Here is a 26127-nt window from a genome sequence, read left to right on the forward strand (position 1 = left end):
CGTAGCGGACAAAACGATGCATATCCTGCTGATTGAAGACGACACCAAAACCGGCGAGTACCTGAAGAAGGGTCTGGGTGAGTCCGGCTACAAGGTGGACTGGACCCAGCACGGGGCCGACGGCCTGCACCTGGCGCTGGAAAACCGCTACGACCTGATCGTGCTGGACGTGATGCTGCCAGGCATCGACGGCTGGCAAATCATCGAAGTACTGCGCGCCCGGCAGGACGTGCCGGTGCTGTTTCTCACCGCGCGCGACCAGTTGCAGGACCGGATTCGCGGCCTGGAACTGGGCGCCGACGATTATCTGGTCAAGCCATTTTCCTTCACTGAACTGCTGCTGCGCATCCGCACCATCCTGCGCCGGGGCGTGGTGCGCGAGGCGGACCATTTTCATCTCGCCGATCTGGAACTGGACCTGTTGCGCCGCCGGGTGACGCGTCAGCAACAGGTTATCGTGCTGACCAACAAGGAGTTCGCCCTGCTGCACCTGTTATTGCGCCGCGAAGGCGACGTACTGTCCAGGGCACAGATTGCCTCGGAAGTCTGGGACATGAATTTCGACAGCGACACCAATGTCGTCGACGTCGCCATCAAGCGTCTGCGCAGCAAGGTCGACCTGCCCTACCCGGTCAAGCTCATCCACACCGTGCGCGGCATTGGTTATGTGTGCGAGGTACGGCCATGCGACGCCAGCCTTCCCTGACCCTGCGCTCGACCCTGGCATTTGCTCTGGTGGCGATGCTCACCGTCAGCGGTGCCGGCCTGTATCTGTATCAGTCAATCGAAGCAACAGTGATGCAACGCAGTGACCATGCCGTGCTCGCGCGACTGGACCACTTTCGCAAGCTGCTGCGCTATGACCTGACCATGGACAACCTCAAGGGCAGCCCGCAGCTGTTCGAGAACATGCTCGACAGCGAAGAAGACATCTTCATCATCGGCGAGCCGGGCAAGTCACCGGTTATCTCCGTCAACCCGCAGCACGCGCCCTTGCCGGAACTGCCGACCGTGGCGCAGGACCAACCGCTGCGTGTCGATGACCTGCGCAGCGGCATGAGCCTGCAAGGCGTGCCGTTGCGCGCTGCTGCCGTACAGGTTATGTCCAACGGTGTCGAAGTACGTTTGCAGGCAGCGCACCTGATGGTCAAGGAAATGGCCATGCTCGCCAGCTTCCGTCAGCGCATCTATATAGCCGTGGCCCTGGCGTTTCTGATCACCGCAGCCCTGGGTTATGTACTGCTGCGTCGCGGCTTGCGTCCACTGCGAAGAATGGCTGCCCATGCCGCCGCAATCACCCCGGCCAGCCTGCACAAACGCCTCGACAGCCGTGATACGCCCGTCGAGCTGCAACAATTGAGCGACGCCTTCAACGCCATGCTTGACCGTCTGGACGATGGCTACCGACGCCTGATGCAGTTCTCTGCCGATCTGGCCCACGAAATCCGCACACCGGTCGGTTCGCTGATGGGCCATTGTCAGGTTGCCTTGCGCCAGAACCGCAGCGCCGATGAATATCAGGCGCTGCTGGCCTCCAATCTGGAAGAGCTGGAGCGCATCTCGCGGCTGGTGGAAAGCATCCTGTTTCTGGCACGGGCGGACGAAGCCCAGGCCGCTCTGGAGCGTCAATCGCTGGATCTGCATGATGAACTGCAACGGGTTGCCGGCTATTTCGAAGGGCTGGCCGAAGAACGCAACCTGACCCTGAGCCCCCACGGACAAGGTACGTTGCAGGCCGATCCGATTTTGCTACGGCGTGCATTGAGCAATCTGGTCGCCAATGCGATCCGCTACGCCGATGAAGACAGCGAGATTCTGATGCAGGTGACGGCTGTGGACGGGCACTGGAAGATCGATGTGGAGAACCGTGGACCGGTGCTGCCGGAAGCCACCCTCGCACGCTTGTTCGATCGTTTCTATCGCGGTGATGCCTCACGCCATGAGCGTTCGGATTCCAACGGCCTGGGGCTGGCGATCGTCGCGGCAATCATGCAACTGCACGGCGGTCGGGTCGAAGTCGCTCAACCCGCCGTCGGCAGAATCTGCTTCAGTCTGATATTCCCGGCGGCCTGAAGCCTGCGGCGCGAAAGGATCAATTCTTTTTCTCGTGGGCAATGGCCAGCTTGTAGAACGTGGCCGAGCCGCCTTCCGTGGTGTAGCCGGTGTTGTCCTGGGTGTAGACCCCTGCCTTGAAATAGAACAGTTTGCTGGCCCAGGCTGAATCCAGCTTGGCGTACCAGACTGCGTCGAAGGCATTCACCGTCAGATCGCCAGACGGCGACAGGTTGATGGTGTAGTTGAACTGCTTATTGAGCGGCACACCCTGAGCGATGTTGATGACCTCGATTTCCGAGTCCGGCGTACGGCGAAACTTGGCGACGATATTGCCGGTCTGCAGCTTCTCCTTGTACTGATACTCCACCTTCAGCAGCGGTTCGGTGCTCTGGTAGCAGTGAATCTGACCGATCACGATCTTGCCGCTGGAAGGCACCTGATCGACTTCCAGGGTCGCGCGCAGAAAGTTGTCGGCACTGGAGTAGGCCCAGTTGAAGACTCTTCCGTCCGACGTCGTCTCGCGCAATTCGGAACGCGGGTACTTGGCGTTTTCGGTGGTTGAACCCGTCACCGGTGCCCAGAAGAACAGCGTATCCCCGGACTGGAAATAGCCATCCCGATAGCCCTTTACCAATTTGGGGGTTTCGATGATGGTCGCAGGGCTTCCGACAGGGACGGAGAGATTCCAGGTAGCAAGGTCGATCATGGCGTAGCTCGCAAGGTGCGCATCGCGCACCAACTGAATGGCTCTGGAACGGGTGTGCTGGCCCGTTTGGTCATCCAGACTATCGGCTGAATCGTTTATTTTTTAAACAGCATCGACAATGCTTTGGCGTCAACAAAACGTCTAAATATAGCCAATGACATCATTACGATATCAATTGTTGCGATGAGGCTATGTGCCACCACCAAGCTGTAAGCGTTGATTAACGTGAAGAAGTGTTTTGCGAAGCGCGTCATTTTTTTGAATGTATCGAGGCCGATACAGCGCAAAAAGCCGCAAATTACCGACAGACGGTAGCAATTATCTTCATGAAAAATGAACTTATGGCACTTGAAACTGACAAAGGCGCCCCTTCATCAACGCTACACCGCCTCGAAATATGCTTTCGCCGGGTTAAAAAAGCGCCTCCGCCGGGCGGCTTCGGGTTGACTGTAAGCAGTTGTTACGGGATATTAGTTAGCAAGCTATTTATCTCCCTGCTAACAATATCGCTCCTAACTAAATTCCTGGTGTTTCCATGTCTGTCGAATCCCTGCATCGGACAATCAGCAGTGGCCTGGTGGCCGCGTCTCGCCAATGGCGACGCATCTGCCAGAACACGCTGGTGACCTATGGCATTTCCGAAGCCTGCGCAGGTCCGTTGCTGGCCATTGCGCGTCTGGGCGATGGCGCACATCAGGTGAAAGTCGCCCAGGCGGCTGGCATGGAGAGCCCGACGCTGGTGCGTCTGCTCGACCAGTTGTGCAAGGCCGATATCGTTTGCCGCACTGAAGACCCGAATGACCGCCGCGCCAAGGCCTTGAGCCTGACTCGCAAAGGTCGCGCACTGGCCTGCGCCATCGAAGCCGAGCTGACCCGCTTGCGCGCCGAAGTGCTGCAAGGTCTGCAGCCTGCCGATCTGGAGGCCACCTTGCGTGTGTTACAGGCCTTTGCTGATGCGGCGCAGCGCGAACACGGGGGCCAGGCTTGAACGGATTTTTCTCCAGCGTTCCGCCGGCACGTGACTGGTTCTACGGTGTGCGCACCTTCGGCGCGTCGATGCTGGCGCTGTACATCGCATTGTTGATGGAAATGCCCCGCCCCTACTGGGCGATGGCCACGGTGTACATCGTCTCCAGCCCCTTCGTCGGCCCGACCAGCTCCAAGGCGCTGTACAGAGCGGCCGGGACGTTGGCCGGTGCAGCGGCGTCGGTGCTGCTGGTGCCGATGTTCGTACAAACGCCCTTGTTGCTGGCCATCGTGGTCGGGCTGTGGACCGGGACCCTGTTGTTTCTGTCCCTGCACTTGCGCACCGCCAACAGCTACGCCCTGATGTTGGCCGGCTACACCATGCCGCTGATTTCGCTGCCGGTGGTCGACAACCCGCAGGCTGTGTTCGACATCGCGGTGTCGCGTACCGAAGAGATTTTTCTCGGCATCATCTGCGCCGCCGTCGTAGGTGCGATGTTCTGGCCCAGGCGCCTGGCACCTGTGTTTCAGGCCACCACGGAGAAATGGTTCAGTGATGCCGCGACCTACAGTCAGCGCTTTATCAGCCGTACCTGTCAGCCCGAAGAAATCGGCACGCTGCGCAATTCGATGGTCGGCAGCTTCAACTCGCTGGAAATGATGATCGGCCAGTTGAGCCACGAAGGCGCCCGTAAGCAAACCGTGCGCAACGCCAATGAACTGCGCGGCCGGATGATCCACCTCTTGCCGGTCATCGATGCGCTGGATGACGCGCTGTGGGCGCTGGAGCGGCGCACGCCCGAGCTGCTGGCCAGCATCAAGCCCTTGTTGCAAAAGGCTTGTGACTGGCTCGAAAGCACTGCCGACGCGCCGCAGTTGGAAGGATGGCAACAGTTGCACCGCGACTTGCAGAGCCTGCAACCAGATTCCGCGCAACTGGACGATCGCGATCAACTCCTGCTATCCAATACGCTGTTCAGGCTGGGTGAGTGGATCGACCTGTGGCTGGATTGCCGAACCCTGCAATACGCGATCAAGACCGACGATCAGTCACAGTGGCGCGCGGTCTATCGCCACTGGCGCCTGGGCCGGTTGACCCCGTTTCTCGACCGCGGCCTGATGCTCTATTCGGTGACTTCGACAGTACTGGCGATCATTGCTGCGTCGGTGTTATGGATTCTGCTCGGCTGGAAAGACGGCGCAAGTGCCGTGGCACTGGCAGCGGTGTCGTGCAGCTTCTTCGCTGCCATGGACGACCCTGCTCCGCAAATCTACCGGTTCTTCTTCTGGACCCTGCTCTCGGTAGTGTTCGCCAGCCTGTACCTGTTCGTGGTGCTGCCCAACCTGCATGACTTCCCGATGCTGGTGCTGGCCTTTTCCGTGCCGTTCATTTGCGTCGGTACCCTGACCGTGCAACCGCGCTTCTTTCTCGGCACGCTGCTGACCATCGTCAACACCTCGTCGTTCATCAGCATCCAGAGCGCTTATGACGCGGACTTCATGAACTTCCTCAACTCCAACCTGGCGGGTCCTGCCGGGCTGTTGTTCGCCTTCATCTGGACCCTGGTGTTCCGCCCGTTCGGCGTCGAACTGGCCGTCAAGCGTCTGACCCGTTTCAGCTGGCGTGACATCGCCAGCCTCAGTGAAAACGCTTCTCTGGCCGAACACCGGCGCATGGGCGTGCAAATGCTCGACCGCCTGATGCAGCAATTGCCGCGCCTGACGCTCACCGCTCAGGACACCGGGATTGCCCTGCGTGAGCTGCGCGTCGCGCTGAACATGCTCGACCTGCTGGCCTACACCCGCCGCGCCACGCCTGCGGCTCAGGTATTGCTGCGTCAGGTGATCGACGAAGTCAGCGGCTATTTCAAACAGTGCCGCAAGGCCGGTGAACGACTGCCCGCGCCCAGAGGCCTGCTGATGGCCATGGACCGCGCACGCCGTTCACTGACCGATCAGGAGATGGGCGACAACCCGGCCCGACTGCACCTGCTGCATGCTCTCAGCGGCCTGCGCCTGGCGCTGCTGCCGGGGGTCGAGATCGTCACCGTGGGCGGGGAACTGACCGAACAACTGCCGCATAACATCGATGGAGCGCCCCTGTGATCGGTGATCTGGATATCAGCGGGATCTTCATCCCCACGTTTCTGGCGATGATGGGCATCGCCTATCTGCTGTTTCTTGTCGTGCATGCGGTGCTGTCGCGTGCCCACTTCTACCGTCTGGTCTGGCACCGGGCTTTGTTCAACGTAGGTCTATACGCTTTGTTGCTCGGCGCCGTGGATACTCTAAGTCGATACCTGATGACATGAAAAAACCGATACTGACACTGGGCCGCGTGGTCCTGACCCTGCTGGTTGTCACCCTGGCCGCCGTGGTCGTATGGCGCATGGTGATGTATTACATGTATGCACCGTGGACGCGCGACGGGCATATCCGCGCCGACATCGTGCAAATCGCACCGGACGTCTCCGGGCTGATCCAGAAGGTCGAAGTCACTGACAACCAGCCCGTGCACAAGGGCCAGGTCCTGTTCACCATCGATCAGGACCGCTTCCGTCTGGCACTGCGCCAGGCGCAGGCGACGGTCGCCGAACGTCAGGAAACCTGGGAGCAGGCACGCCGTGAGAACAAACGTAACCGTGGCCTGGGCAATCTGGTCGCCCGCGAACAACTGGAAGAAAGCCAGTCACGCGAAGCCCGAGCCCTTTCCGCACTGGGCGAATCAAAGGTTGCAGTGGACGCCGCGCAGTTGAACCTGGATCGCTCGGTGATACGCAGCCCGGTGGACGGCTACCTCAACGACCGCGCGCCCCGCGAACATGAGTTCGTCACTGCCGGGCGTCCAGTGCTTTCGGTGGTTGATTCGACGTCGTTCCACATCGACGGCTATTTCGAGGAAACCAAGCTCGATGGCATCCATGTCGGCCAGGGCGTCGACATCCGCGTCATCGGCGACAACGCGCGGCTGACCGGCCATGTGGTGAGCATCGTTGCCGGTATCGAAGACCGCGACCGCAGCAGTGGCTCGAACCTGCTGCCCAACGTCAACCCGGCTTTCAGCTGGGTGCGTCTGGCGCAGCGGATTCCAGTGCGGATCGCCTTCGATGACGTGCCCGCCGACTTCCGCATGATTGCCGGACGTACCGCGACGGTGTCGATCATCGACGACACGCAGGAGCGCAGCCGATGAAACGTGCTTTACGCGTGGCCGCGCTCGGCTTTACCGCCTTGCTGTCGGCCTGCCAGATGGTCGGCCCGGATTACCGGTTGCCCAAGGAGGGCGCGATCAACCGTCCGGACCTGCAGGGTGAACTGGCGGGCCGCTCGGTCAACACGGTTTCCGCCCCGGTGCCGGCGCACTGGTGGCGTCTGTATCAGGATGCGCGGCTGGATGAGCTGGTGCGCCAGGCCATCGCTTCCAATACCGACCTGCGCATCGCCGCCGCCAACCTGCAGCGTGCTCGCTATCAGACCTCGGAAGCCGAGGCGGCTGGCGGCTTTACCAACGGCGCGAAGATCGGCGCTCAGCGCGTGCAGGAGTCCGGCGAGGCGTTTCTGCTGACCGACAAGGTGCCGGTGGCCAATGTCGGCGACGTGGGTCTGACCACTTCGTACCAGTTCGATCTGTTCGGCACCTTGCAGCGTGGCATCGAGGCGGCGCAGGCCAATGTCGATGCCAATCAGGCGGCGGTGGATACGGCACGTATCACAGTGGTCGCCGATGTGGTGCGCGCCTACACGCAGATTTGTGCCGCCAACGAAGAGCTCGATATCGCCCGCGAATCGCTGGACCTGCAACAACAGAGCGTGACCCTCAACCAGCGCCTGCGCGATGCCGGGCGTGGCGATGAAACCCAGGTCACTCGTTCGCAGACGCAGTTCAAGTCATTGCGCGCCGAAATGCCCCGTTACGAAGCGCGCCGTCAGGCCGCGATGTTTCGCCTGTCGATGTTGCTGGCCAAACCTGTCGAGCAACTGCCCGCCGGGGTAAGCGCCTGCAACCAGTTGCCGCAGATTGCGCAGGTCATTCCTGTGGGCGACGGCGCAGCACTGCTCAAACGCCGCCCGGATGTGCGTCAGGCTGAACGCCATCTGGCGATGTCGACTGCCGAGATCGGCGTTGCCACCGGCGAGTTGTATCCGGACATCAGCATCGGCGCGAGCATTGGCACCACCGGCCTGATCGAGAACCTCGGCAAACCGGCGGCCAATCGCTGGGGCTTCGGCCCGCTGCTGAACTGGACCATCCCTTCAAATGGCTCGCGCGCCCGCATCCATCAAGCCGAAGCCTCGGCGCAGGCGGCCCTTGCGCGCTTTGATGGTGTGGTGCTCAACGCCATCCGTGAAACCCAGACCGGCCTGGCGCAATACACCGCCCTGCTCGACCGCCGCGACGCCCTCAGAGAAGCCGAGCAATCTGCCAAAGAAGCGGCTGACCAGACGCACCGCTTCTATCAGGCCGGGCGCGCCTCGTTCCTCGCCGACCTGCAAGCCACGCGCACTTACACCGACGTACGCGCGCAGATGGCAGAGGCCAACACGCAGGTGGCGATGGGGCAGATCAATCTGTTTCTGGCTCTCGGCGGCGGCTGGGAGAAGGATGACGTGGCGCAGCAGTAGGATGCGCGTTCGCCACGCCATCAGGCGTGGTTCGGATTGATCAGTGCTCTGAGGACATGGTCTTCCCAGACACCGGCAATTTTCAGGTAGGCGCGCGCTTGCCCTTCCTTTTCGAAGCCGAGTGATTGCAGAAGTCGCTCGCTGCGTACATTGGCTGGCATGTGGCTGGCCATAATTCGATGCAGCCCCATCTGTTCGAAACAGTAGCGATTGGTGACTTCCAGCGATCTTTTCATCAAGCCCTGCCCCTGAGCGGTTTCTGCCAGTGAGAAGCCGAGGTTGCAGGCCTGGAAAGCGCCTCTCACGATGTTGGTGTAGCTGCAGCGTCCCAGCAATTCGCCGCCCGGAGCTGTTATGAGGAAAAAGACCGCGCTGCCGGTCTGCATGCTTTCCCATTGCTGCTGGACCCTTGATCGGGTGTTTTCGAGGATGAAATAGTCATCGTCCCTTAGCGGTTCCCAGGGCTGCAGATGCTGGCGATGGGTGTTTTCATAACGGCTGATCAGCTCGGCATCATCAAATGCCAATATCCTGAGAGAAAAGCCTTCGCCTGCATACTGCATGTTTACTCCCCGTGTCAGTCACTACCCGGATTATCGTTCACACGCTCCAGCGTGGGAATGTAGTTCGTGATGCACTGCGTCACACGGCGGTTCTGCGATATCAGGTGGATTGGGGGTCGGCTCAGGTCACCTTTACGCGGCTGTAACGACCTCTTCGCGAGCAAGCTCGCTTGTGTGCTTGCACTTGCCGATCCATGCTCCTAGGCTCACCCGATCTTTAATTCGGGAAGCACCATGGACAGCTCTCTCAGCCGCCGCGAGCGGTTGCATATTGTTATTTTCGAGGCCAATACGCCTGCCGGGCGGATGTTTGACAAGGCGGTGCTGGTCGCGATTCTGCTCAGTCTGCTGGTCACTATCATCGACAGCATCGAGAGTATTCATCGTGATTACGCGATGCTTTTCGCATGGGTCGAATGGGGCTTTACGCTGATGTTCGCCATCGAATACATCCTGCGCCTCTATTGCTCGCCACGGCCGCTGAAGTACGCATTCAGTTTCTACGGGCTGGTGGACCTGCTGGCCATCGTGCCCGGCGTGCTGTCGATCTATTACAGCGATGCGCAATACCTGCTGATCGTGCGGATCATCCGTATGCTGCGGATCTTCAGGGTGCTCAAGCTCGGCACCTACCTGCGCCAGGCCAACTATTTGCTGGCGGCGCTGCGTGGCAGCAAGCAGAAGATCATCGTGTTTCTGGTCACCGTGTCTACACTGGTCACGGTGTTCGGCACGCTGATGTACGTGATCGAAGGCCCAGAGCATGGCTTCACCAGTATTCCCAAGGGCATTTACTGGGCTATCGTGACCCTGACGACGGTGGGCTTTGGCGATATCGTGCCCAAGACCCCGCTCGGCCAGATGCTCTCTTCGCTGGTGATGATTACCGGCTACTCAATCATCGCCGTGCCTACCGGGATATTCACCGCCGAGCTGGCCAATGCCATGCGCGGCGAGCAACTGAAACACGACTGCCCCGTGTGCTCGAAAAACCTTCACGAGCATGGCGCGGCGTTCTGCTCAAGATGTGGCAATCAATTGTTCAAAAAAACCGAGCACAAGGCATAAGCAAAGATCTTTTCGGTCTTTAAACCGCAGGCGCGATGCTGATAGTGTCGCGGCATTACGCCATCAGGCTTGTCACACCACTCTTCATCTCAAGGACCCTGCAGTGAATAAACTCTTCGCCGCCTCGCTACTGGCCGCCGGCCTGGCTTTTGCCAGCGCTGCCCAGGCAGCTCCAACGCTGCTCAACGTCTCTTATGACGTGATGCGTGATTTCTACAAGGACTACAACAGCGCCTTCCAGAAACACTGGAAAGCCGAGAAGAATGAAGATGTGACCGTGCAGATGTCCTTCGGCGGGTCGAGCAAGCAGGCGCGCTCGGTCATCGACGGGCTGCCGGCTGACGTGATCACCATGAACATGGCCACCGACATCAACGCCTTGGCCGACAACGGCGAGCTGGTGCCGAAAGACTGGGTCAGCCGCCTGCCGAACCACAGCGCGCCCTTCACGTCGGCCACGGTGTTCATTGTGCGCAAGGGCAATCCGAAGGCCCTCAAAGACTGGCCGGACCTGATCAAGGATGGCGTGGAAGTCATCGTGCCCAACCCGAAAACCTCGGGCAACGGTCGCTACACCTACCTCTCGGCATGGGGTTACACCCTGAAAAAAGGTGGCGATGAAGCGGCGGCGAAGAAATTCGTCGGTGATCTGTTCAGCCATGTGCCGGTGCTTGATACCGGCGGCCGTGGCGCGACCACGACGTTCATGACCAACCAGATCGGCGACGTGCTGGTCACCTTCGAGAATGAAGCGGAAATGATCGCCCGCGAATTCGGTCGCGATCAGTTCGAAGTGGTTTATCCCTCCGTGTCGGCAGAAGCCGAGCCACCGGTGAGTGTGGTCGACAAGGTCGTGGACAAGAAAGGCTCCCGCCTCCTGGCTGAGGAATACCTCAACTACCTGTGGTCCCCGGAAGGCCAGGAAATCGCTGCCAAAAACTACCTGCGCCCACGTGATCCGGCGGTGCTGGCCAAGTACACCGATCGCTTCCCGAAAGTGGACTTCCTCTCGGTGGAGAAAACCTTCGGTGACTGGCGCACGGTGCAGAAGACCCATTTCATCGATGGTGGGGTGTTCGACCAGATCTATCCGGGTAAATAAGCCGCTCAGGCAATGCAAAACGGCGACCTTCGAGGTCGCCGTTTTTATTGAAGCCTGAATCATTTACTGAACTGTTTGCCCAGCCCTGCCGGTACACCACTGACATCGGTCGCCTGCCACGGACCGTTGGGGCTGGTTGCCCAGCTCCAGCCGTCATTCCACTGGTAATAGGTGCGCTGGCGATAGAAAGTGTTGGGCTGATCGTCCATCACGTACACGCCCAGGCGCGGGTCCCAATGGCTGCCGCCACCCGGTGGCGGCGCGAAGCTGGCCGAAGTCTTCGGTGCTGCGGCAGGTGCCTTGACAGGCTCCGAAGGTGCGGTACTCGGACGCGGCGCGCCGGGCTGTTGGCCACCCGGCAGGTTAAGAATCGGATCCTGGCTGTGAGGCGGTGCCGGATGCTGGACAGCACAGGCACTCAGGCCAACGACCAGACCCAACAAGGTGATGCGTGCGGTACGGTACATAAGCGATTTCTCTAGTTATCCGGACTGTCGATGGTCAATGCCTGCTGCGCCGCAGTATCACTGGCCAGAGGCTGACTGCGGCCGACCCACTCACCGGTGGTTGGCTGCCCCGCGCGAGACACTCGCGCAACCAGTTGGACTTGCGCGAAGTTCGACAGGTTCAGTTGCGGCATCATCGCATCGGCATCGCTCAGTTCCACGTCGGCAGGCAAGTCCGCCACGGTAATGCGTTTGACCGCCAGAGGTGCCGCCGGGCCATTGATGGCGCGGGCGAAGATGAACACGCTGTCGCTCGGCCTTACTTTGCCTTGAAGCCCGGGAGCCAGCTCGACATGAATTTTTATCGACTTCGCCTTCACTGCCGGCGCCGCGTCTGCAGCGCGTTTGGCAAGGTTATCTCTGGCGCGGGCAATGCCGCCTTCCAGTGCCGAACGCGATGCGTCATCTGCGGGCAGTGCGGCAAGTAACCGGGTCCAATAATCCACGGCCGCCTGATAGCGCTGTGTTTCGAACGCGGCAATCCCGAGCAGGCCAAGGCTGGTAACTTCCCTGGGGTCAGCCTGCAGCGCTTCGTCGGTCAGCGCCTGCACCTGTGGCGTGAAGTGCTTGTCGCGGGCGAAATACAGCGCCTGAGCCCATTGCCCGAGCAACTCGGGCTGCCTTCCGGCCAGCGCCACCGAGCGCTCGAACATCTGCGCGGCATCACCGGGGCGGTTCTGCGCCATATAGCTGCGCGCCAGAAAATAGAGGTTTTCGGCGGAATCCGGCTGAGCCTGCACGCTGCGCTCAAGGCGCTGGGTCATGTCTGCCAGCGAGGTCGGTGGTCGAGCGAATTCGCGACTCAATTCAACCCGGTCACTGGCACCCAGTTGAAGATAGCCCGCCAGTCCCAACACCGGGACCAGCACCGCAGCCAGCACCAGCAAGGGCTTGCCCAGACGCGATGTCCGGGCAGGCTCTGCGCCTTCGGTGTCGGCGAGCAGCTCGCGCGCTGCTTCGGCACGTGCAGCCTGCAATTGCGTCGCCAACAACACGCCCTGCTCGTGCTGAACCTGTAACTCGCTCAGTCGCTCCTGATACAACGCCACGTTCAGAGCCGTGCGGTCTTCTTCCCGTTGCGCGCGATGGCCGCGCAGCAGCGGAAACAGCAAAAAGCTCAGCGCGACCAGCAGCAACAGCCCGGTTGCCATCCAGAAATCGATCATGGGCGGTGCTCATCCAGCAAGGTGGCAAGACGCTGCCGCTCATCTTCGGAGAGTCCGTCGGCCTGTGCGGATTGTGCCTTGCGGCGGCCAACGATAAGCCCGATCACCACAAGCCCGCCGACCAGCAGGCAGGCCGGCCCGAACCACAGCAGCCAGGTACGCGCAGTCAGGCTCGGTTTGTAGCGAACGAAATCGCCATAGCGATCGACCATGAAATCGATGATCTGCTGATTGCTCTGCCCTTCGCCCAGCATGCGGTAGATTTCCTTGCGCAAATCGGCGGCAATCGGCGCATTGGAGTCGGCGATGTCCTGGTTCTGGCATTTCGGGCAGCGCAGTTCTCTGGTCAGTTCGCTGTAGCGCGCGCGCTCGGCGTCGTCGCGAAAGGCATAAGCGTCGATGGCCGCGTGAGCAATACCGGAACACAGCATGCCGAGCAGGACGATCAACAGACAGCGCTTCATGGCCGCGCCTCATCGACCAGTTGCTGATAACGCGCGGCAAGCTTTTCGCGCCACACCGCATCGTCGATGACCCCGACGTGTTTGTAACGGATGACGCCTTGAGCATCGATCAGGAAGGTTTCCGGCGCGCCGTACACCCCCAGGTCGAGCCCCAGAGAGCCCTCCTGGTCACGAATATTCAACCGATACGGATCATGGAATTCCTTGAGCCATTTCAGCGCGTCCGCGTTGACGTCCTTGTAATTCACGCCGTAGATCAGCACGCCCTGCTGCGCCAGCCGGGTCAGGACAGGATGCTCCACCCGGCAGGCCACGCACCAGGTGCCCCAGACGTTGACCAGCGCAGGTTTGCCGAGCAGATCGGCACGGCTCAACATCCGCTCGCCCTGCACCGCCGGCAGCGAGAATGCCGGAAAAGGCTTGCCGATAAGTGCCGAGGGCAGCTCGGCGGGGTCCAGATACAAACCGCGATACAACAACGCCGCCACGCCCAGAAACAGCACCAGTGGCAGTACCATGAACCAGCGTTTCATTGTGCAGCTCCCGACAGACCCAACGCCTCGCGCACCTTGTTCTTGACCCGGATGCGATAACGCCGATCGAGCGCCGCCAGCACCCCACCCAGACCGGTCAGCAGGCCGCCAAGCCAGATCCAGCGCACAAACGGTTTGACATGAACCCGAACAGCCCACGCACCATCGCCCAGCGGTTCACCCAGGGCGACATACAGGTCGCGACTGAAACCGGCATCAATGCCCGCCTCGGTCATCATCGATTGCTGCACGGTGTAGAGGCGTTTCTCCGGGTGCAGTTCGGTCAGTTGAACGCCGTTGCGTAACACGCGAACGGTGCCCCGATCCGAGGTGAAGTTCGGCCCTTCATAATGCCGGGCGCCCTCGAAGACAAAGGTATACCCACCCAGTTCGGTGGATTCGCCGGGGGCCATGCGCAAATCGCGCTCGGCGCTGTTCTGGCTCGACAGCACCACGCCCAGCGCGCACACGACAATGCCAAGGTGCGCCAGCTGCATGCCCCAGTAGCTGCGGGTCAGACTGCGTGCGCCACTGAGCAGCCCCCTGTGGCGGGTCTTGTCGAACAGGTCGCGAACCCCGGCCAGCAGCACCCAGGCGGCAAGCATCAGAGCGGCCAGCACCGCCCACTGGAAATCGTCCAGCAGCAGACCGGCCAGCACTGCCAGAACGACGCTGCCGAGCAGTACCGGGGCCAGCATGCCGAGCAGCCATTTCAGTGGTGTGTCCTTCCAGCGCACCAGTACACCGACCGCCATGACCGCCAGCAACAGGCCCATCAACGGCACGAACAGCGTGTTGAAGTAAGGCGGGCCGACCGACATCTTGGCGCCGCTCATGGCATCGATCACCAGCGGATAAAGGGTGCCCAGCAGAATCATGGACGCGGCAACCACCAGCAACAGGTTATTGCCCAGCAGCAGGGTTTCCCGCGACCACAGACCGAACCCGACGTGGCTTTTGACCACCGGTGCGCGAATCGCAAACAGGGTCAGCGAACCGCCGACCACGAACAGCAAAAACATCAGGATGAACACGCCGCGCGCCGGGTCCGAGGCAAAGGCGTGAACGGAGGTCAGCACTCCGGAACGGACCAGGAAAGTGCCCAGCAGGCTCAGAGAAAACGCAGCAATGGCCAGCAATACCGTCCAGCTCTTGAACACGCCACGTTTTTCCGTGACCGCCAGCGAGTGAATCAGCGCAGTGCCCACCAGCCAGGGCATGAACGAGGCGTTTTCCACAGGGTCCCAGAACCACCAGCCGCCCCAGCCCAGTTCGTAATACGCCCACCACGAGCCAAGGCTGATGCCGATGCCGAGAAAGGCCCAGGCCACCAGCGTCCACGGCCTGGACCAACGCGCCCAGGCGGCGTCGAGTCGGCCGCCGAGCAAGGCAGCGATGGCGAACGCAAAGGCCACGGAGAAGCCGACATAGCCCATGTACAGCATCGGCGGATGCACGATAAGGCCAATGTCCTGCAACAGCGGGTTCAGATCACGTCCGTTGGCAGGCATCTGCGGCAACAGACGCGCGAACGGGTTGGAGGTGAGGATCAGAAACGACAGAAAACCCAGGCTGATCATGCCCATCACGGCGAGGACCCGCGCCAGCATCACCTGTGGCAGTTGCCGGGAAAACACCGACACGGCGAAGGTCCAGCCACCAAGAATCAACGCCCAGAGCAGCAGCGAACCTTCATGCGCACCCCACACGGCGCTGAATTTGTAGTACCAGGGCAGCGCGGTGTTGGAGTTCTGTGCAACGTAGGCGACTGAGAAGTCGTCAACCATGAACGCGTAGGTCAGACAACCGAAGGCGAAGATCAGAAAGCTGAACTGGCCCCAGGCTGCCGGACGGGCAAGGCTCATCCACAAGCGATCACCGCGCCATGCGCCGATCAGCGGAATGATGGCCTGCACCAGCGCAAAGCAGAATGCCAGAATCATGGCCAGCTGGCCGAGTTCGGGAATCATCGGTCAACCCTGTTTGACGGGTGTGGAAGACGCAGCCGGTGCCGCCTGACCGCTGTCACGCAGCGCCTTGGTGACCTCGGGGGGCATGTATTTCTCGTCATGCTTGGCCAGTACTTCATCAGCCACCACTACGCCCTGTGCATTGAGTTTGCCCAGCGCCACGATGCCCTGCCCTTCACGAAACAGATCAGGAAGAATGCCTCGGTAGGTGATGGTCACCGACTTGTTGAAATCGGTGACCACAAAACGCACGTCCAGCGAATCGGCCGAGCGCTGCAATGAGCCCTTTTCGACCATGCCGCCAGCCCGAATGCGCGTATCCAGCGGTGCCTCGCCATTGGCGATCTGGCTGGGGGTGTAGAACAGGTTGATGTTTTCCTGCAAAGCGCTGAGGGCCAGGGTCACGGCCAGACCGACACCGGCCAGCAGCGCGACAATGATCAACAAGCGTTTTTTGCGCAACGGGTTCACGGGCGATTCTCCCGCTTCAGGCGACGCGCCTGCTGTTTCATAAACCGCTGCCGTGCCCATAGCGGCAGCGCCACGTTGACCAGCAGTACCACAAGGCACAGACCGTAGGCCGACCAGACAAACACGCCGTGGCGGCCCATGGCAAGAAAGTCGCTGAACGATGCAAAACTCAAAGCGTGTTCTCCGACTGCGCGGTTGAGTGACCCAGGCTGCGCAGTATCTCGGCCTTGACCCATTGCGTGCGCGCTTCGCGACGCAATACTTCAAGACGCATGCGCATCATCAACAGCACGCCGAACAAGCAGTAGAAACCCAGCGTGGTGAACAGCAGCGGTAGCCACATTTCAGCCGGCATGGCGGGCTTCTCGGTGAGGCTGAACGTCGAACCCTGGTGCAGGGTGTTCCACCACTCGACCGAATACTTGATGATCGGAATGTTCACCACACCGACGATGGCCAGCACCGCGCAGGCCTTGGCGGCGCTGTCGCGGTTACTGATGGCATTGCCCAGCGCGATCAGGCCGAAATACAGGAACAGCAGAATCAGCATCGAGGTCAGTCGCGCGTCCCAGACCCACCATGCTCCCCAGGTGGGCTTGCCCCAGATCGCGCCGGTCGCCAGCGCCAGCGCGGTCATCCACGCGCCAACAGGTGCAGCGCAGTGCAGTGCGACATCGGCCAGCTTGATTCTCCAGACCAGCCCGACCAGCCCGCACACGGCCAGCATGACGTAACAGGACTGGGCGAGCATCGCGGCAGGTACGTGGATATAAATGATCCGGAAGCTGTTGCCCTGCTGGTAATCCGGCGGCGCGAACGCCAGGCCCCAGACCATGCCGATGACCAGCAACAGCACGGCGGCAACACTCAACCAGGGCAGCAGGCGTGCGCTGACGCGATAAAACCCTTTCGGTGAGCCGAGCGTGTGCAGCCAGGCCCAACCGATGCTGCTTTTCATGGCGTTGCTTTTCATCAGGGTACATCCAGGGTATTGAACGGCATCGAAGTCTCGATCCCGGAACCACAATTATTCGCCGATGCTGATCTTCAGGCCAGCGGCTATCGCAAAGGGTGTCAGGGTGATCGCCAGCGCCGCCAGGCTGCCCAGCCACAACAGATAGCCGGTCGTCGGCATGCCCTGCAACGCGGCCTGCAACGCACCGCTGCCCAGAATCAGCACCGGGATATACAGCGGCAGTATCAACAATGCCAGCAGCAGGCCGCCACGCTTCAACCCCACGGTCAATGCCGCCCCCAATGCCCCCAGCAGGCTGAGCACCGGTGTGCCCAGCAGCAGCGAAACCATCAACACCGGCAGGCACTGCACCGGCAGGCCGAGCATCAAGGCCAGCAAGGGTGACAACAGTACCAGTGCCAGCCCGGAAAAAACCCAGTGTGCCAGCACTTTGATCAGCACCAGAAGGGCCAGCGGGTGCGGCGAAAGGACCCACTGCTCCAGCGAGCCGTCCTCGAAATCACTGCGCAACAGCCCGTCCAGCGACAGCAGCACGGCCAGCAGCGCCGCCACCCAGACCAGCCCCGGCGACAAGGTTTGCAACAATTGCGTCTGCGGTCCCAGCGCCAGCGGAAACAGGGCGACCACGATCGCGAAGAACACCAGTGGGTTAGCTAGCTCTGCGGGACGCCTCGCCAGCAGCCGCACCTCACGGAGCATCAGCAGGACAAACACATTGCTCATGCTGACCACTGCCCCAGGTCGAGGTCCCGATAGCCCGCAGGCACCCGGCTCAGGCTGTGGTGGGTGGTCATGACAATCATGCCGCCCTGTTCACAGTGCCCGGCAAGGTGGTTTTCCAGTTGCTCGATGCCTTGGCGGTCGAGCGCGGTAAACGGCTCGTCGAGCAGCCAGAGTGGCGGACCCGGCAGATACAGACGCGCCAGCGCGACGCGACGCTGCTGCCCGGCCGACAAGGTGTGACAGGGCACGTCCTCGAAACCTGCCAGACCGACCGCATCGAGGGCGGTGGCTATGGCGTCGGCATCGGCTGGCTGGTGCAGTGCACTGAGCCAGGACAGGTTTTCCAGCGGCGTCAGCACATCCTTGAGCGCTGGCGCATGACCGATCCACAACAGCTTGCTGCCCGGTGCCGCGGGCTCACGACCCACTGGCTGCGCGTCGAGCACTACCTGCCCGACCGTTGGCTGCATCAACCCGCACAGCAGGCGCAGCAGGCTGGTCTTGCCGCAGCCGTTGGGACCGCTGATCTGCAACATGTCGCCTGTGTGCAACTGAAGATCGAGGTTTTCGAACAGCATCCGCCCGTCCCGCTCACACGCCAGAGCCGTCGCTTGCAAAAATGGGGTGGCTGGGATCATCGAGCGTTTCCAGTGCTTTGCGTCGCGAAATGTGCCAAAACAGACACATACGGAGTAAAACGCGGTTCAAGTCGGGGTTGATACGGCCGTTACATGAAGAGAAGTTAATGGCGGCTGGTCCGGTTTCGGCCGGTATTATACATGCGAGTCCTGTTATCAAAGGGGCAATTTCCTCGGGTCGATAGTTCAATGACAGGCGACATCACCAGCGTTCCGGCAACAAACGCCACCATGACACTGCTGCGCAACGGCATCTCCCCGGCGCAAGTGCTGACCATGCTGCAATCGGCGGAAAATCTGATCCCCGAAGGCGAGACCGTCAACGCCGAAGTGCTGACCCTCAAGCAGGTCAACCAGAACTTCCAGCTGTTGTTGCGACTGGTGCTCGCCAACGGCAGCCTGACCAATTTACCGGTCACCAGCAGCGTCCCGTTCACGCCCGGCAGCCTGCTGCAAGTGGCGCAGGCGTCGGCCAACGAGCTGACCTTGACGCTGCAGCAGCTCAACGGCGCGCTGAAAAACTCGATGACCAGCATCGATACCCGACAATTACCGGTCGGCACGTTGCTGCAGGGCAAAGTCATGACCAGCCAGGTGATCGCTCAGGGAGTCAATCAACTGGCCGGCCAGAACCCGGCCGCTGCGACGCCCACCTACCGGTCCATCGTGATGCTGCTCAACACAGCGCTGGCGGGTTTCAGCCTGACCATCGAGAGCCCGCAGCCGCTGACGGTCGGCAGCCTCTTGAGCGCTCAGGTACAAGGCAATCAGGCACTCAACTTCGTTGCCCTGCCCGGTCGTTTCGACCAACTGGCCGTGGCGCAGCAACTGTCCGCACAGCAAAATCGCCAAGGCTCGCTGGACACTCTGATCAACGCCCTGCAAAACCTGCAGTCCGGCAGCCCGACCAGTACCAGCCCGGCCATCAGCGCGCCGCTGCAGGCCAGTATCAACCAGTTACTTGCCGACCTGCCCGACGTTGAGCAGATGACCACGCCCAAAGGCGTCGCCCAGGCGCTCAACGCCAGCGGTGTATTTCTGGAAGCCAAGCTGCTGGCCGGATTGAACCCGGCGCACATGCCGGACATGAAAGCCAATCTGATGCGCCTGATCGCCCAGATCCTTCCCGGCCTGCCGGATAACACGTCCTATGGCGCAGCTGCGGCGTCCAATACCCTGGCGCGCACAATGCCCAATGCAATCCGCAATGCGCTGGGCACCCTGGGCCTGGTCGCGGCACGCACTCAGCCAAGCATTTTTCCGCTGCCATCGCGCACGGTCAGCGGAGGCGAGAAGGAGGACGATCTGGAAATCCTCCTCAAGCTCGCTGCGGCTGCCGTATCACGCCTGCAAAGCCATCAACTGGGCGGTCTGGAGCAGACACGTACCAACGCCGACGGCACCCAGGTGACCACCTGGCAACTGGAAGTGCCAATGCGCAACGCCCACGACATCGTGCCCTTGCAGGTCAAGGTGCAGCGCGAAGACACGCCGGATCAGGAAGCCGCCGAAGACCGTGATGATGGCGAGATCAAGGACACCCGGGAAAAGCTCTGGAAAGTCGATCTGGCGTTCGACCTCGAGCCGTTGGGCCCCTTGCAGGTGCATGCACAGTTACTGCGGGGCACGCTGTCCAGCCAGCTGTGGGCCGAGCGCCCCGACAGCGCGGCATTGATCGAACATGAGCTGGGGTATCTGCGCGAACGGCTGATAGCCTGCGGCCTGGCAGTGGGCGAACTGGCCTGCAGTCACGGCACACCGCCAAGCGGTCCGCGTACCGCGCTCGAACAACGCTGGATCGACGAGAACGCCTGATGAGCCTACCCGACCACACTCCGCGCCAGGCTATCGCCCTCAGCTATGACGGCCAGCATGCTCCGACGCTCAGCGCCAAGGGCGACGACCAGTTGGCCGAGGCGATTCTGGCCATTGCTCGCGAATACGAAGTGCCCATCTACGAGAATGCCGAACTGGTCAAGCTGCTGGCACGCATGGAGCTGGGCGACAGCATTCCCGAGCCGCTGTACCGCACGATTGCCGAAATCATCGCGTTCGCCTGGCACCTGAAAGGCAAGTTTCCGGCAGGTCAGGACCCGGACGCGCCACCTGTCGAGCGCGATATTACACCGCGCTACTGATAGCAGAAGCGCTGGCCGGTATCACATCGAAATCGGCTTGCGCCCTGCAAACGAGTGCGCCAGGGTACCGCCGTCGACCAGGTCCAGCTCGCCACCCAGCGGAACGCCGTGGGCGATGCGCGACGCGACCAGGCCCTTGTCATGGAGCAACTGGGCGATGTAATGCGCCGTCGCTTCGCCTTCCACGGTCGGATTGGTCGCGAGAATCACTTCGGTGAAGGTGCCCTGCTGACTGATGCGTTCCATCAACTGCGGAATGCCGATGGCCTCCGGCCCCAGGCCGTCGAGTGGCGACAGATGGCCCTTGAGCACGAAGTAACGACCGCGGTAGCCGGTCTGCTCCACCGCATAGACATCCGTCGGGCCTTCAACCACGCACAACAACGTGTCATCACGACGCGTATCTGCACATTGCGGGCAGAGTTCCTCTTCGGTCAGCGTGCGGCACGAGCGGCAGTGACCCACGCCGTCCATCGCCTGCCCCAGTGCCTGCGCCAGCCGCGAACCGCCGCTGCGGTCACGCTCCAGCAACTGCAACGCCATGCGCTGAGCGGTTTTCTGACCGACGCCCGGCAGCACGCGGAAGGCATCGATCAACTGGCGAATCAGGGGGCTGAAGCTCATGGAGAAAAATCCGACAAAAACACAAGACGCGGTTTATACCCGCGCGTTGCCGTGAGCGTCAATTAAGGTATTCAACCCTGCGACCAACAGCGTGCCGTTGCTTTGCCGAATCAGGCTTTCAGAGCTGTCTCGAGAAACTCGGTCAGCGCCTGCACCCGTGCGCTGCGATGCTTGCGTACAGGCACCAGCAGGTTGATCGGCGCACTGGCCAGTTGCCAATCGGCGAGCACCCTTACCAGCCTGCCGCTGGCAATGGCGTCGCTGACGTCCCACTGCGAGCGCAACACGATGCCCAGCCCCTGCTCGGCCCAGCGCCGGGCGACCGAACCGTCGTTGCTGAGCAGCGCGGGCTCGATGCGCAGGGTCTTTTTGGTCTGGCCCTTGCTCAGGTGCCAGAGGGTGACGTCTTCATCGTTTTCGCGAATACAGATGCAGCGATGGGCAGCCAGCTGTTCGGGCGTCGAGGGCACACCATGTTGCTCGATATATGCCGGGCTGGCGCATAGCCAGCGATGGTTCTGCGCCAGCGGTCTGGCGATCCACTGGCTGTCATTGAGGCTACCGATGTGTATCACCGCATCGCTGTCATGACGGTCCGGCCAAGGTGTTTCGCGCAGGTCCAACTGCAGACACAACTGCGGGTGCAGCCTGGCGAAGCGCGCCAGCAGCGGCGCAATGCGCTGGCGCCCATAACCGAATGGCGCTGCCAGGCGCAGCGTACCCACCAGCCGTTCGTCACGCTGCTTAAAGGACTCCGGGAGCGCCTCCAATTGCTCCAGCAACTGTGCGCTTTCGCGTGCGAAACGCTCGCCATCAGCGGTCAGACTCAGGCGTCTGGCGTCGCGATTGGCCAGGGTGATGCCCAGTTGCGCCTCCAGTTTGCGCAAGCGCATCGACAACGCCGGCGGCGAGACGTTGAGGATTCTGGCGGCAGCACTGAGCGATTCGCAGCGCGACAGGGTCACGGCCAAACGCAGGTCTTCGATGGCTATCATTCACTTCAGCTTAATGATTGATGATCACGCATTGAACCACAGCTTCATCATCGCTGCGTAGAGTGGCTGCCGTACCCAGCCACATGAGCGCTTTCCATGTCAGCCTCCCTGTCCTCTCTCGATACGCCTGTCGCGCTGCTCGATGTGTCGCGCATGCAGCACAACATCCAGCGCATGCAACAACGCATGAATGAACTGGGCGTGCGCTTGCGCCCACACGTCAAGACCAGCAAATGCCTGCCGGTCATTCAGGCGCAGATTGCAGCGGGCGCCAGCGGCGTCACGGTATCGACATTAAAGGAGGCCGAACACTGCTTTGCCGAGGGCATCGACGATGTGTTCTATGCCGTGGCCATTGCGCCCGGCAAGCTGGAGCAGGCACTCAGACTGCGGCGCAAGGGCTGCCGCCTGAGCCTCCTGACCGACAGCGTGGCGGCTGCCCGGGCGATTGTGGTCTTCGGCCAGGCGCATGACGAACGTTTCGACGTCTGGATTGAAATCGATTGCGACGGTCATCGTTCCGGCCTGACCGTCGACGATGCATCGCTCGTCGAGGTCGCGCGCACGCTGGTCGACGGTGGCATGCAACTGCGTGGGGTAATGACCCATGCCGGGTCCAGTTATGACCTCGACACCCCCGCAGCCCTGCAAGCCCTCGCCGAACAGGAGCGCCGGCTCTGCGTCAGCGCCGCCGAGCGGATTCGTCAAGCAGGACTGCCCTGTGCGGACGTCAGCATTGGTTCGACACCGACGGCCCTGTCGGCGCAGAGCCTGCACGGCGTGACCGAAGTTCGCGCCGGCGTGTATGTGTTCTTCGACCTGGTGATGCACAACATCGGCGTATGCCAGGCAGATGAGCTGGCCCTGAGCGTGTTGACCACGGTCATCGGCCACCAGCAGGACAAGGGCTGGATCATCGTTGACGCGGGCTGGATGGCCATGAGCCGCGACCGTGGCACTCAGCGCCAGCGCGAGGATTTCGGCTACGGCCAGGTGTGCAGCGAAAGCGGCGAGTGGATCGACGGTGCACGGGTCACCGGTGCCAATCAGGAGCACGGCATCATCACGCTCGCTACGGGCAGCGAGACCGACATCAGCAAGCGTTTTCCCATTGGCAGCCGACTGCGCATTCTGCCCAATCACGCCTGCGCCACCGGCGCACAATTCCCGGACTACCACGCCTGCGACAGCGAAGGCGCAATCCATACCTGGAGTCGCCTGCATGGCTGGTGAGATGAAACCGATCAGTACGTCCCTGGCCGCCGCACCCGGTGGGCATTATTCGCAGGCGATGCTGCATCAGGGCACGCTGCATGTTTCCGGACAATTGCCGGTGCGCGCTGACGGCAGCCACAGCGTCGACGAGCCATTCGAGGTGCAGGCCGTTATTGCGCTGGACAACCTGGCTGCCATTCTTGAGGCAGCAGGATGCACGACCGATGACCTGCTGAAAGTGACCATTTACATCGCAGGCATCCAGCACTGGCAGGCCTTCGATCGCATTTATGCAGGCTATCTGGGCGACCATCGCCCGGCCCGCGCCGTGGTGCCGGTTCCAGAATTGCACCACGGCTATCTGATCGAGATCGAGGCCCTGGCGCGAACCGTACGATGAACACTATCGGGAGCACCTCATGACCCCGCAAAAAAGCGACGTTCTGATTATCGGCGGCGGCTTCATGGGCTCGTCATCAGCGTTTTTCCTGCGCCAGCACGGGCGCTCGGTAACTCTGCTGGAGCGCGACCAGATCGGCCAGTACGCCAGCGGCGTCAACTTCGGCAACGTGCGCCGCCAGGGCCGCTTTCTCGGCCAGCTGGAACTCTCCAATCGCTCCTGGGCGCTGTGGAAACGCCTGCCCGAACTGATCGGCGAAGACCTGGAGTTCATTCCAAGCGGCCATATGCGCGTGTGTTATCGCGAAGACGAAATCGCTGAACTGGAGGCCTATGCCGCCGCACCCGAAGCCCGCGAGCTGGATTTGCAGGTCATCAGGGGCAAGACGCTGCATGAGCGCTTCCCGTTTCTCGGCCCGGAGGTCAAAGGCGGCTCTTATGCGCCCCACGACGGGCACGCCAACCCGCGCCTGGCCGCACCCGCCTTCGCCCGTGCGGCGATTCGCGCCGGGGCAAGAATCGAAGAGCGCACCGAGGTGGCAGAGGTGCAGAAGGTCGGCGGCGAGTTTCACGTCAGCACCACCGACGGCCAGTTGTTCGTCGCCGAGCAATTGCTGATCACCGCCGGGGCCTGGGCGGCCAAGCTGGCCGAGCAGTTCGGCGAGCCGGTTCCGCTGGAGCCCAACGGGCCGCAAATGTCAGTGACCGAACCGGTGCCCTACGCCCTGCCGACGGTGATCGGAGTGTTCACCAAAATCAAGGAAGAAGTGATCTATTTCCGCCAGATACCGCGCGGCAACATCATCATCGGCGGTGGTAATCGCAACAAACCGGACATGCTCAATCGCCGCGCCTACTTCAAGCCGGAAAGCCTGATCAACCAGATGAAGCAGATGAAACGCCTGTTACCGGGCGCAGAGAAGCTGAACATCATCCGTGTCTGGAGCGGCATCGAGAGCTATACGCCGGATTCGCTGCCGATCATGGGCCGCAGCGGCAAGGTGGACGGCCTGTTCTATGCGTTTGGCTTCTGCGGCCACGGCTTTCAGCTCGGCCCCGGCGTCGGCGATGTCATGGCCGAGCTGATCAGCACCGGCAGCACGCGCACCTTGATCAGCCCGTTCGATATTCGCCGCTTCACTGACCCGACGGCCATCGAGATGCCGCTCATGTCCAGCCTGATGAGCACTGGAAAGCTGGTATGAGCCCAACCACTCACCCACCCCATCGCAACGGAGGCGCCATGCCTGCAACCACAGACGCTCACTACCAGTATCGCCCGGTGACTGCGGAGGATATCCCGGCAGCCCACGCCCTTTCAGTGAGCCTCAAATGGCCACATCGCGAACAGGACTGGGCAATGGTGCAACGTACTTCCGAGGGCTTTGTCGCCCAGCATGATGGCCAGCTGGTTGGCGTAGCGTTTACCTGCCATCAGGGCGACTGGTCCTCGATCGGGCTGGTGATCGTCCGCGATGATCATCAAGGCAAAGGCATCGGTCGCCGCTTGATGAAGCTGTGTCTCGACGCGACGGCACCGAGCACGCCAGTCCTCAACGCTACGGAACTGGGCGCGCCGCTTTACCAGAGTCTGGGTTTCGTGGATTTTGCCCGCATCCAGCAGCATCAGGGCATTGCTGACCTGTCAGGTCTGTTGGCACCGAAAGACGACCTGCCGATTCGTACGCTGGGTCCGACCGACCACGCAGAACTGATCCGACTGGCCAACGCGGGCAGCGGCCTGGATCGCACTGCCGTGTTGACTGACCTGTTGTCGCGCGATGCAGAACGCGCGGTCGGGATTGAATACGCAGGTCAGTTGCAAGGCATCGCCCTGCTGCGCCGCTTCGGGCGCGGTCATATCATCGGTCCGGTGGTCGCCCGTGATGTCGATCAGGCACAACGATTGATTGAACACCTGTTGCAACAGATACCCGGCATGTTCGTGCGCTTCGACATTCTGGCTGACTGCGGACTGGCAGCGTGGCTCGAAGGGCTGGGGCTGCCATGTGTCGACAGGGCACCGCGCATGGTGCTCGGGACGCCGCCCGCCTCCGTCCCGGATGTGCAGCAATTCGCGCTGGTGACTCAGGCGATCGGCTGAAAACAGCGCGGATAAACGGCCAAAACAGGTCCGCCATGTTAGCGGGTTGCATACAGCAGATTATTCTTTGCAACCCGGCAGATCGGCGCTTTTTATCCAGACTGCTTTGTTAGCTTATGGGT

The 26127-nt window shown here is 61.4% G+C and carries 29 protein-coding genes; 15 read left to right on the forward strand and 14 right to left on the reverse strand.

The window, feature by feature from the left end; translation table 11 throughout:
• Positions 1–16 precede the first annotated feature (16 nt).
• Together PI739_RS09895 and PI739_RS09900 are read left to right on the forward strand one after the other, a co-directional pair.
• A complete protein-coding gene (locus PI739_RS09895; RefSeq protein ID WP_002554192.1) occupies positions 17–706 on the forward strand; it encodes a heavy metal response regulator transcription factor in 690 nt (229 codons plus the stop codon).
• Entirely contained in the window at positions 685–2073 is a 1389-nt protein-coding gene (locus tag PI739_RS09900; protein ID WP_271351790.1) for a heavy metal sensor histidine kinase, read from the forward strand. The genes PI739_RS09895 and PI739_RS09900 overlap by 22 nt, the downstream gene beginning before the upstream one ends.
• Before the next feature lie 19 nt (positions 2074–2092).
• Here the strand turns inward: PI739_RS09900 and PI739_RS09905 are convergent, their stop codons facing one another.
• Entirely contained in the window at positions 2093–2761 is a 669-nt protein-coding gene (locus PI739_RS09905) for a polysaccharide lyase family 7 protein (RefSeq protein ID WP_011268396.1), read from the reverse strand.
• A gap of 535 nt (positions 2762–3296) precedes the next feature.
• Between PI739_RS09905 and PI739_RS09910 the strand changes: the two genes are divergently transcribed.
• The 5 genes from PI739_RS09910 to PI739_RS09930 are packed head-to-tail and all read left to right on the forward strand — an operon-like array spanning position 3297 to position 8350.
• Complete coding sequence (locus PI739_RS09910) at positions 3297–3749, forward strand: MarR family winged helix-turn-helix transcriptional regulator (RefSeq protein ID WP_003417773.1); 453 nt, start codon at positions 3297–3299, stop codon at positions 3747–3749.
• On the forward strand, positions 3746–5833 hold the full coding sequence (locus PI739_RS09915; protein WP_044308509.1) for an FUSC family protein: 2088 nt from the start codon (positions 3746–3748) through the stop codon (positions 5831–5833). The genes PI739_RS09910 and PI739_RS09915 overlap by 4 nt, the downstream gene beginning before the upstream one ends.
• A complete protein-coding gene (locus PI739_RS09920) occupies positions 5830–6039 on the forward strand; it encodes a DUF1656 domain-containing protein (protein ID WP_003315925.1) in 210 nt (69 codons plus the stop codon). The genes PI739_RS09915 and PI739_RS09920 overlap by 4 nt, the downstream gene beginning before the upstream one ends.
• Entirely contained in the window at positions 6036–6920 is an 885-nt protein-coding gene (locus PI739_RS09925; protein ID WP_003344172.1) for an efflux RND transporter periplasmic adaptor subunit, read from the forward strand. The genes PI739_RS09920 and PI739_RS09925 overlap by 4 nt, the downstream gene beginning before the upstream one ends.
• A complete protein-coding gene (locus PI739_RS09930; protein ID WP_003370304.1) occupies positions 6917–8350 on the forward strand; it encodes an efflux transporter outer membrane subunit in 1434 nt (477 codons plus the stop codon). Before PI739_RS09925 ends, PI739_RS09930 begins: the two co-directional genes overlap by 4 nt.
• Before the next feature lie 20 nt (positions 8351–8370).
• Here PI739_RS09930 and PI739_RS09935 read toward each other — a convergent pair whose 3' ends face one another.
• The gene (locus tag PI739_RS09935; RefSeq protein WP_060708011.1) at positions 8371–8913 is read right to left on the reverse strand and encodes a GNAT family N-acetyltransferase; all 543 of its coding nucleotides are present in this window, start codon (positions 8911–8913) and stop codon (positions 8371–8373) included.
• 234 nt (positions 8914–9147) lie between these two features.
• On the opposite strand from PI739_RS09935, the gene PI739_RS09940 reads away from it, so the two are divergent.
• Both PI739_RS09940 and PI739_RS09945 read left to right on the forward strand, forming a co-directional pair.
• Positions 9148–9981, forward strand: coding sequence for an ion transporter (locus PI739_RS09940; RefSeq protein ID WP_054081586.1), 834 nt, complete (start codon positions 9148–9150; stop codon positions 9979–9981).
• 103 nt (positions 9982–10084) lie between these two features.
• A complete protein-coding gene (locus PI739_RS09945) occupies positions 10085–11083 on the forward strand; it encodes a sulfate ABC transporter substrate-binding protein (RefSeq protein ID WP_003436204.1) in 999 nt (332 codons plus the stop codon).
• Positions 11084–11142: 59 nt separating this feature from the next.
• Here PI739_RS09945 and PI739_RS09950 read toward each other — a convergent pair whose 3' ends face one another.
• From PI739_RS09950 to ccmA, 10 genes are read right to left on the reverse strand one after another with little or no spacing between them, the layout of a single operon-like run.
• On the reverse strand, positions 11143–11550 hold the full coding sequence (locus tag PI739_RS09950; protein ID WP_103736386.1) for a hypothetical protein: 408 nt from the start codon (positions 11548–11550) through the stop codon (positions 11143–11145).
• An 11-nt stretch (positions 11551–11561) separates the two neighbouring features.
• Positions 11562–12755, reverse strand: a complete 1194-nt coding sequence (gene ccmI, locus PI739_RS09955) for a c-type cytochrome biogenesis protein CcmI (protein ID WP_103736387.1) — start codon at positions 12753–12755, stop codon at positions 11562–11564.
• Positions 12752–13219: a cytochrome c-type biogenesis protein gene (locus PI739_RS09960; protein WP_187810171.1), complete on the reverse strand. Its 468-nt coding sequence runs from the start codon at positions 13217–13219 to the stop codon at positions 12752–12754. Before PI739_RS09960 ends, ccmI begins: the two co-directional genes overlap by 4 nt.
• Complete coding sequence (locus PI739_RS09965; RefSeq protein ID WP_187810170.1) at positions 13216–13752, reverse strand: DsbE family thiol:disulfide interchange protein; 537 nt, start codon at positions 13750–13752, stop codon at positions 13216–13218. The genes PI739_RS09960 and PI739_RS09965 overlap by 4 nt, the downstream gene beginning before the upstream one ends.
• Positions 13749–15722 (reverse strand): heme lyase CcmF/NrfE family subunit, encoded by a 1974-nt coding sequence (locus PI739_RS09970; protein WP_099266293.1) that lies wholly within the window; start codon positions 15720–15722, stop codon positions 13749–13751. The genes PI739_RS09965 and PI739_RS09970 overlap by 4 nt, the downstream gene beginning before the upstream one ends.
• A gap of 3 nt (positions 15723–15725) precedes the next feature.
• On the reverse strand, positions 15726–16193 hold the full coding sequence (ccmE, locus tag PI739_RS09975; protein ID WP_003370285.1) for a cytochrome c maturation protein CcmE: 468 nt from the start codon (positions 16191–16193) through the stop codon (positions 15726–15728).
• Positions 16190–16366, reverse strand: a complete 177-nt coding sequence (gene ccmD / locus PI739_RS09980; protein WP_003370283.1) for a heme exporter protein CcmD — start codon at positions 16364–16366, stop codon at positions 16190–16192. Before ccmD ends, ccmE begins: the two co-directional genes overlap by 4 nt.
• Positions 16363–17166 carry a heme ABC transporter permease gene (locus PI739_RS09985; RefSeq protein WP_248695708.1) on the reverse strand — a complete coding sequence of 268 codons (804 nt, stop codon included), beginning with the start codon at positions 17164–17166 and terminating at the stop codon, positions 16363–16365. Before PI739_RS09985 ends, ccmD begins: the two co-directional genes overlap by 4 nt.
• Before the next feature lie 54 nt (positions 17167–17220).
• Positions 17221–17892, reverse strand: a complete 672-nt coding sequence (gene ccmB / locus PI739_RS09990) for a heme exporter protein CcmB (RefSeq protein WP_003370279.1) — start codon at positions 17890–17892, stop codon at positions 17221–17223.
• Complete coding sequence (gene ccmA / locus PI739_RS09995) at positions 17889–18530, reverse strand: cytochrome c biogenesis heme-transporting ATPase CcmA (RefSeq protein ID WP_032609920.1); 642 nt, start codon at positions 18528–18530, stop codon at positions 17889–17891. Before ccmA ends, ccmB begins: the two co-directional genes overlap by 4 nt.
• A 189-nt stretch (positions 18531–18719) precedes the next feature.
• Here ccmA and fliK point away from each other — a divergent pair, with 189 nt between their 5' ends.
• Positions 18720–20345 carry a flagellar hook-length control protein FliK gene (gene fliK, locus PI739_RS10000; RefSeq protein WP_271351791.1) on the forward strand — a complete coding sequence of 542 codons (1626 nt, stop codon included), beginning with the start codon at positions 18720–18722 and terminating at the stop codon, positions 20343–20345.
• Positions 20345–20668: an EscU/YscU/HrcU family type III secretion system export apparatus switch protein gene (locus PI739_RS10005; protein ID WP_003370273.1), complete on the forward strand. Its 324-nt coding sequence runs from the start codon at positions 20345–20347 to the stop codon at positions 20666–20668. Before fliK ends, PI739_RS10005 begins: the two co-directional genes overlap by 1 nt.
• Before the next feature lie 21 nt (positions 20669–20689).
• On the opposite strand, the gene recR is transcribed toward PI739_RS10005, so the two are convergent.
• Positions 20690–21292, reverse strand: a complete 603-nt coding sequence (recR, locus tag PI739_RS10010; protein WP_003370271.1) for a recombination mediator RecR — start codon at positions 21290–21292, stop codon at positions 20690–20692.
• A gap of 110 nt (positions 21293–21402) precedes the next feature.
• Positions 21403–22287 (reverse strand): LysR family transcriptional regulator, encoded by an 885-nt coding sequence (locus PI739_RS10015; protein ID WP_003370269.1) that lies wholly within the window; start codon positions 22285–22287, stop codon positions 21403–21405.
• Between the two features lie 96 nt (positions 22288–22383).
• Here PI739_RS10015 and PI739_RS10020 point away from each other — a divergent pair, with 96 nt between their 5' ends.
• The 4 genes from PI739_RS10020 to PI739_RS10035 are packed head-to-tail and all read left to right on the forward strand — an operon-like array spanning position 22384 to position 26005.
• A complete protein-coding gene (locus tag PI739_RS10020) occupies positions 22384–23520 on the forward strand; it encodes a DSD1 family PLP-dependent enzyme (RefSeq protein ID WP_054081580.1) in 1137 nt (378 codons plus the stop codon).
• Positions 23510–23902: a RidA family protein gene (locus PI739_RS10025; RefSeq protein WP_271351792.1), complete on the forward strand. Its 393-nt coding sequence runs from the start codon at positions 23510–23512 to the stop codon at positions 23900–23902. Before PI739_RS10020 ends, PI739_RS10025 begins: the two co-directional genes overlap by 11 nt.
• A gap of 19 nt (positions 23903–23921) precedes the next feature.
• Positions 23922–25106: an NAD(P)/FAD-dependent oxidoreductase gene (locus PI739_RS10030; RefSeq protein ID WP_271351794.1), complete on the forward strand. Its 1185-nt coding sequence runs from the start codon at positions 23922–23924 to the stop codon at positions 25104–25106.
• A 38-nt stretch (positions 25107–25144) separates the two neighbouring features.
• Positions 25145–26005: a GNAT family N-acetyltransferase gene (locus PI739_RS10035; RefSeq protein ID WP_271351795.1), complete on the forward strand. Its 861-nt coding sequence runs from the start codon at positions 25145–25147 to the stop codon at positions 26003–26005.
• Positions 26006–26127 lie beyond the last annotated feature (122 nt).

The sequence above is a fragment of the Pseudomonas cerasi genome (assembly GCF_027983475.1).
Classification (GTDB): Bacteria; Pseudomonadota; Gammaproteobacteria; order Pseudomonadales; family Pseudomonadaceae; genus Aquipseudomonas; species Aquipseudomonas cerasi.

What these genes read in the sequence shown, in the direction of transcription:
- PI739_RS09925 (WP_003344172.1), top strand. Translation starts at nt 6,036, where the DNA reads ATGAAAAAACCGATACTGACACTGGGCCGCGTGGTCCTGACCCTGCTG.
- PI739_RS09910 (WP_003417773.1), top strand. Translation starts at nt 3,297, where the DNA reads ATGTCTGTCGAATCCCTGCATCGGACAATCAGCAGTGGCCTGGTGGCC.
- PI739_RS10025 (WP_271351792.1), top strand. Translation starts at nt 23,510, where the DNA reads ATGGCTGGTGAGATGAAACCGATCAGTACGTCCCTGGCCGCCGCACCC.
- PI739_RS09985 (WP_248695708.1), bottom strand. Translation starts at nt 17,166, where the DNA reads ATGAAAAGCAACGCCATGAAAAGCAGCATCGGTTGGGCCTGGCTGCAC.
- PI739_RS09930 (WP_003370304.1), top strand. Translation starts at nt 6,917, where the DNA reads ATGAAACGTGCTTTACGCGTGGCCGCGCTCGGCTTTACCGCCTTGCTG.
- PI739_RS09950 (WP_103736386.1), bottom strand. Translation starts at nt 11,550, where the DNA reads ATGTACCGTACCGCACGCATCACCTTGTTGGGTCTGGTCGTTGGCCTG.
- PI739_RS09905 (WP_011268396.1), bottom strand. Translation starts at nt 2,761, where the DNA reads ATGATCGACCTTGCTACCTGGAATCTCTCCGTCCCTGTCGGAAGCCCT.
- PI739_RS09970 (WP_099266293.1), bottom strand. Translation starts at nt 15,722, where the DNA reads ATGATTCCCGAACTCGGCCAGCTGGCCATGATTCTGGCATTCTGCTTT.
- ccmA (WP_032609920.1), bottom strand. Translation starts at nt 18,530, where the DNA reads ATGATCCCAGCCACCCCATTTTTGCAAGCGACGGCTCTGGCGTGTGAG.
- PI739_RS09935 (WP_060708011.1), bottom strand. Translation starts at nt 8,913, where the DNA reads ATGCAGTATGCAGGCGAAGGCTTTTCTCTCAGGATATTGGCATTTGAT.
- ccmB (WP_003370279.1), bottom strand. Translation starts at nt 17,892, where the DNA reads ATGAGCAATGTGTTTGTCCTGCTGATGCTCCGTGAGGTGCGGCTGCTG.
- PI739_RS09940 (WP_054081586.1), top strand. Translation starts at nt 9,148, where the DNA reads ATGGACAGCTCTCTCAGCCGCCGCGAGCGGTTGCATATTGTTATTTTC.
- PI739_RS10035 (WP_271351795.1), top strand. Translation starts at nt 25,145, where the DNA reads ATGCCTGCAACCACAGACGCTCACTACCAGTATCGCCCGGTGACTGCG.
- fliK (WP_271351791.1), top strand. Translation starts at nt 18,720, where the DNA reads ATGACAGGCGACATCACCAGCGTTCCGGCAACAAACGCCACCATGACA.
- recR (WP_003370271.1), bottom strand. Translation starts at nt 21,292, where the DNA reads ATGAGCTTCAGCCCCCTGATTCGCCAGTTGATCGATGCCTTCCGCGTG.
- PI739_RS09895 (WP_002554192.1), top strand. Translation starts at nt 17, where the DNA reads ATGCATATCCTGCTGATTGAAGACGACACCAAAACCGGCGAGTACCTG.
- PI739_RS10015 (WP_003370269.1), bottom strand. Translation starts at nt 22,287, where the DNA reads ATGATAGCCATCGAAGACCTGCGTTTGGCCGTGACCCTGTCGCGCTGC.
- PI739_RS09965 (WP_187810170.1), bottom strand. Translation starts at nt 13,752, where the DNA reads ATGAAACGCTGGTTCATGGTACTGCCACTGGTGCTGTTTCTGGGCGTG.
- PI739_RS10020 (WP_054081580.1), top strand. Translation starts at nt 22,384, where the DNA reads ATGTCAGCCTCCCTGTCCTCTCTCGATACGCCTGTCGCGCTGCTCGAT.
- PI739_RS10030 (WP_271351794.1), top strand. Translation starts at nt 23,922, where the DNA reads ATGACCCCGCAAAAAAGCGACGTTCTGATTATCGGCGGCGGCTTCATG.
- PI739_RS09960 (WP_187810171.1), bottom strand. Translation starts at nt 13,219, where the DNA reads ATGAAGCGCTGTCTGTTGATCGTCCTGCTCGGCATGCTGTGTTCCGGT.
- PI739_RS10005 (WP_003370273.1), top strand. Translation starts at nt 20,345, where the DNA reads ATGAGCCTACCCGACCACACTCCGCGCCAGGCTATCGCCCTCAGCTAT.
- ccmI (WP_103736387.1), bottom strand. Translation starts at nt 12,755, where the DNA reads ATGATCGATTTCTGGATGGCAACCGGGCTGTTGCTGCTGGTCGCGCTG.
- PI739_RS09900 (WP_271351790.1), top strand. Translation starts at nt 685, where the DNA reads ATGCGACGCCAGCCTTCCCTGACCCTGCGCTCGACCCTGGCATTTGCT.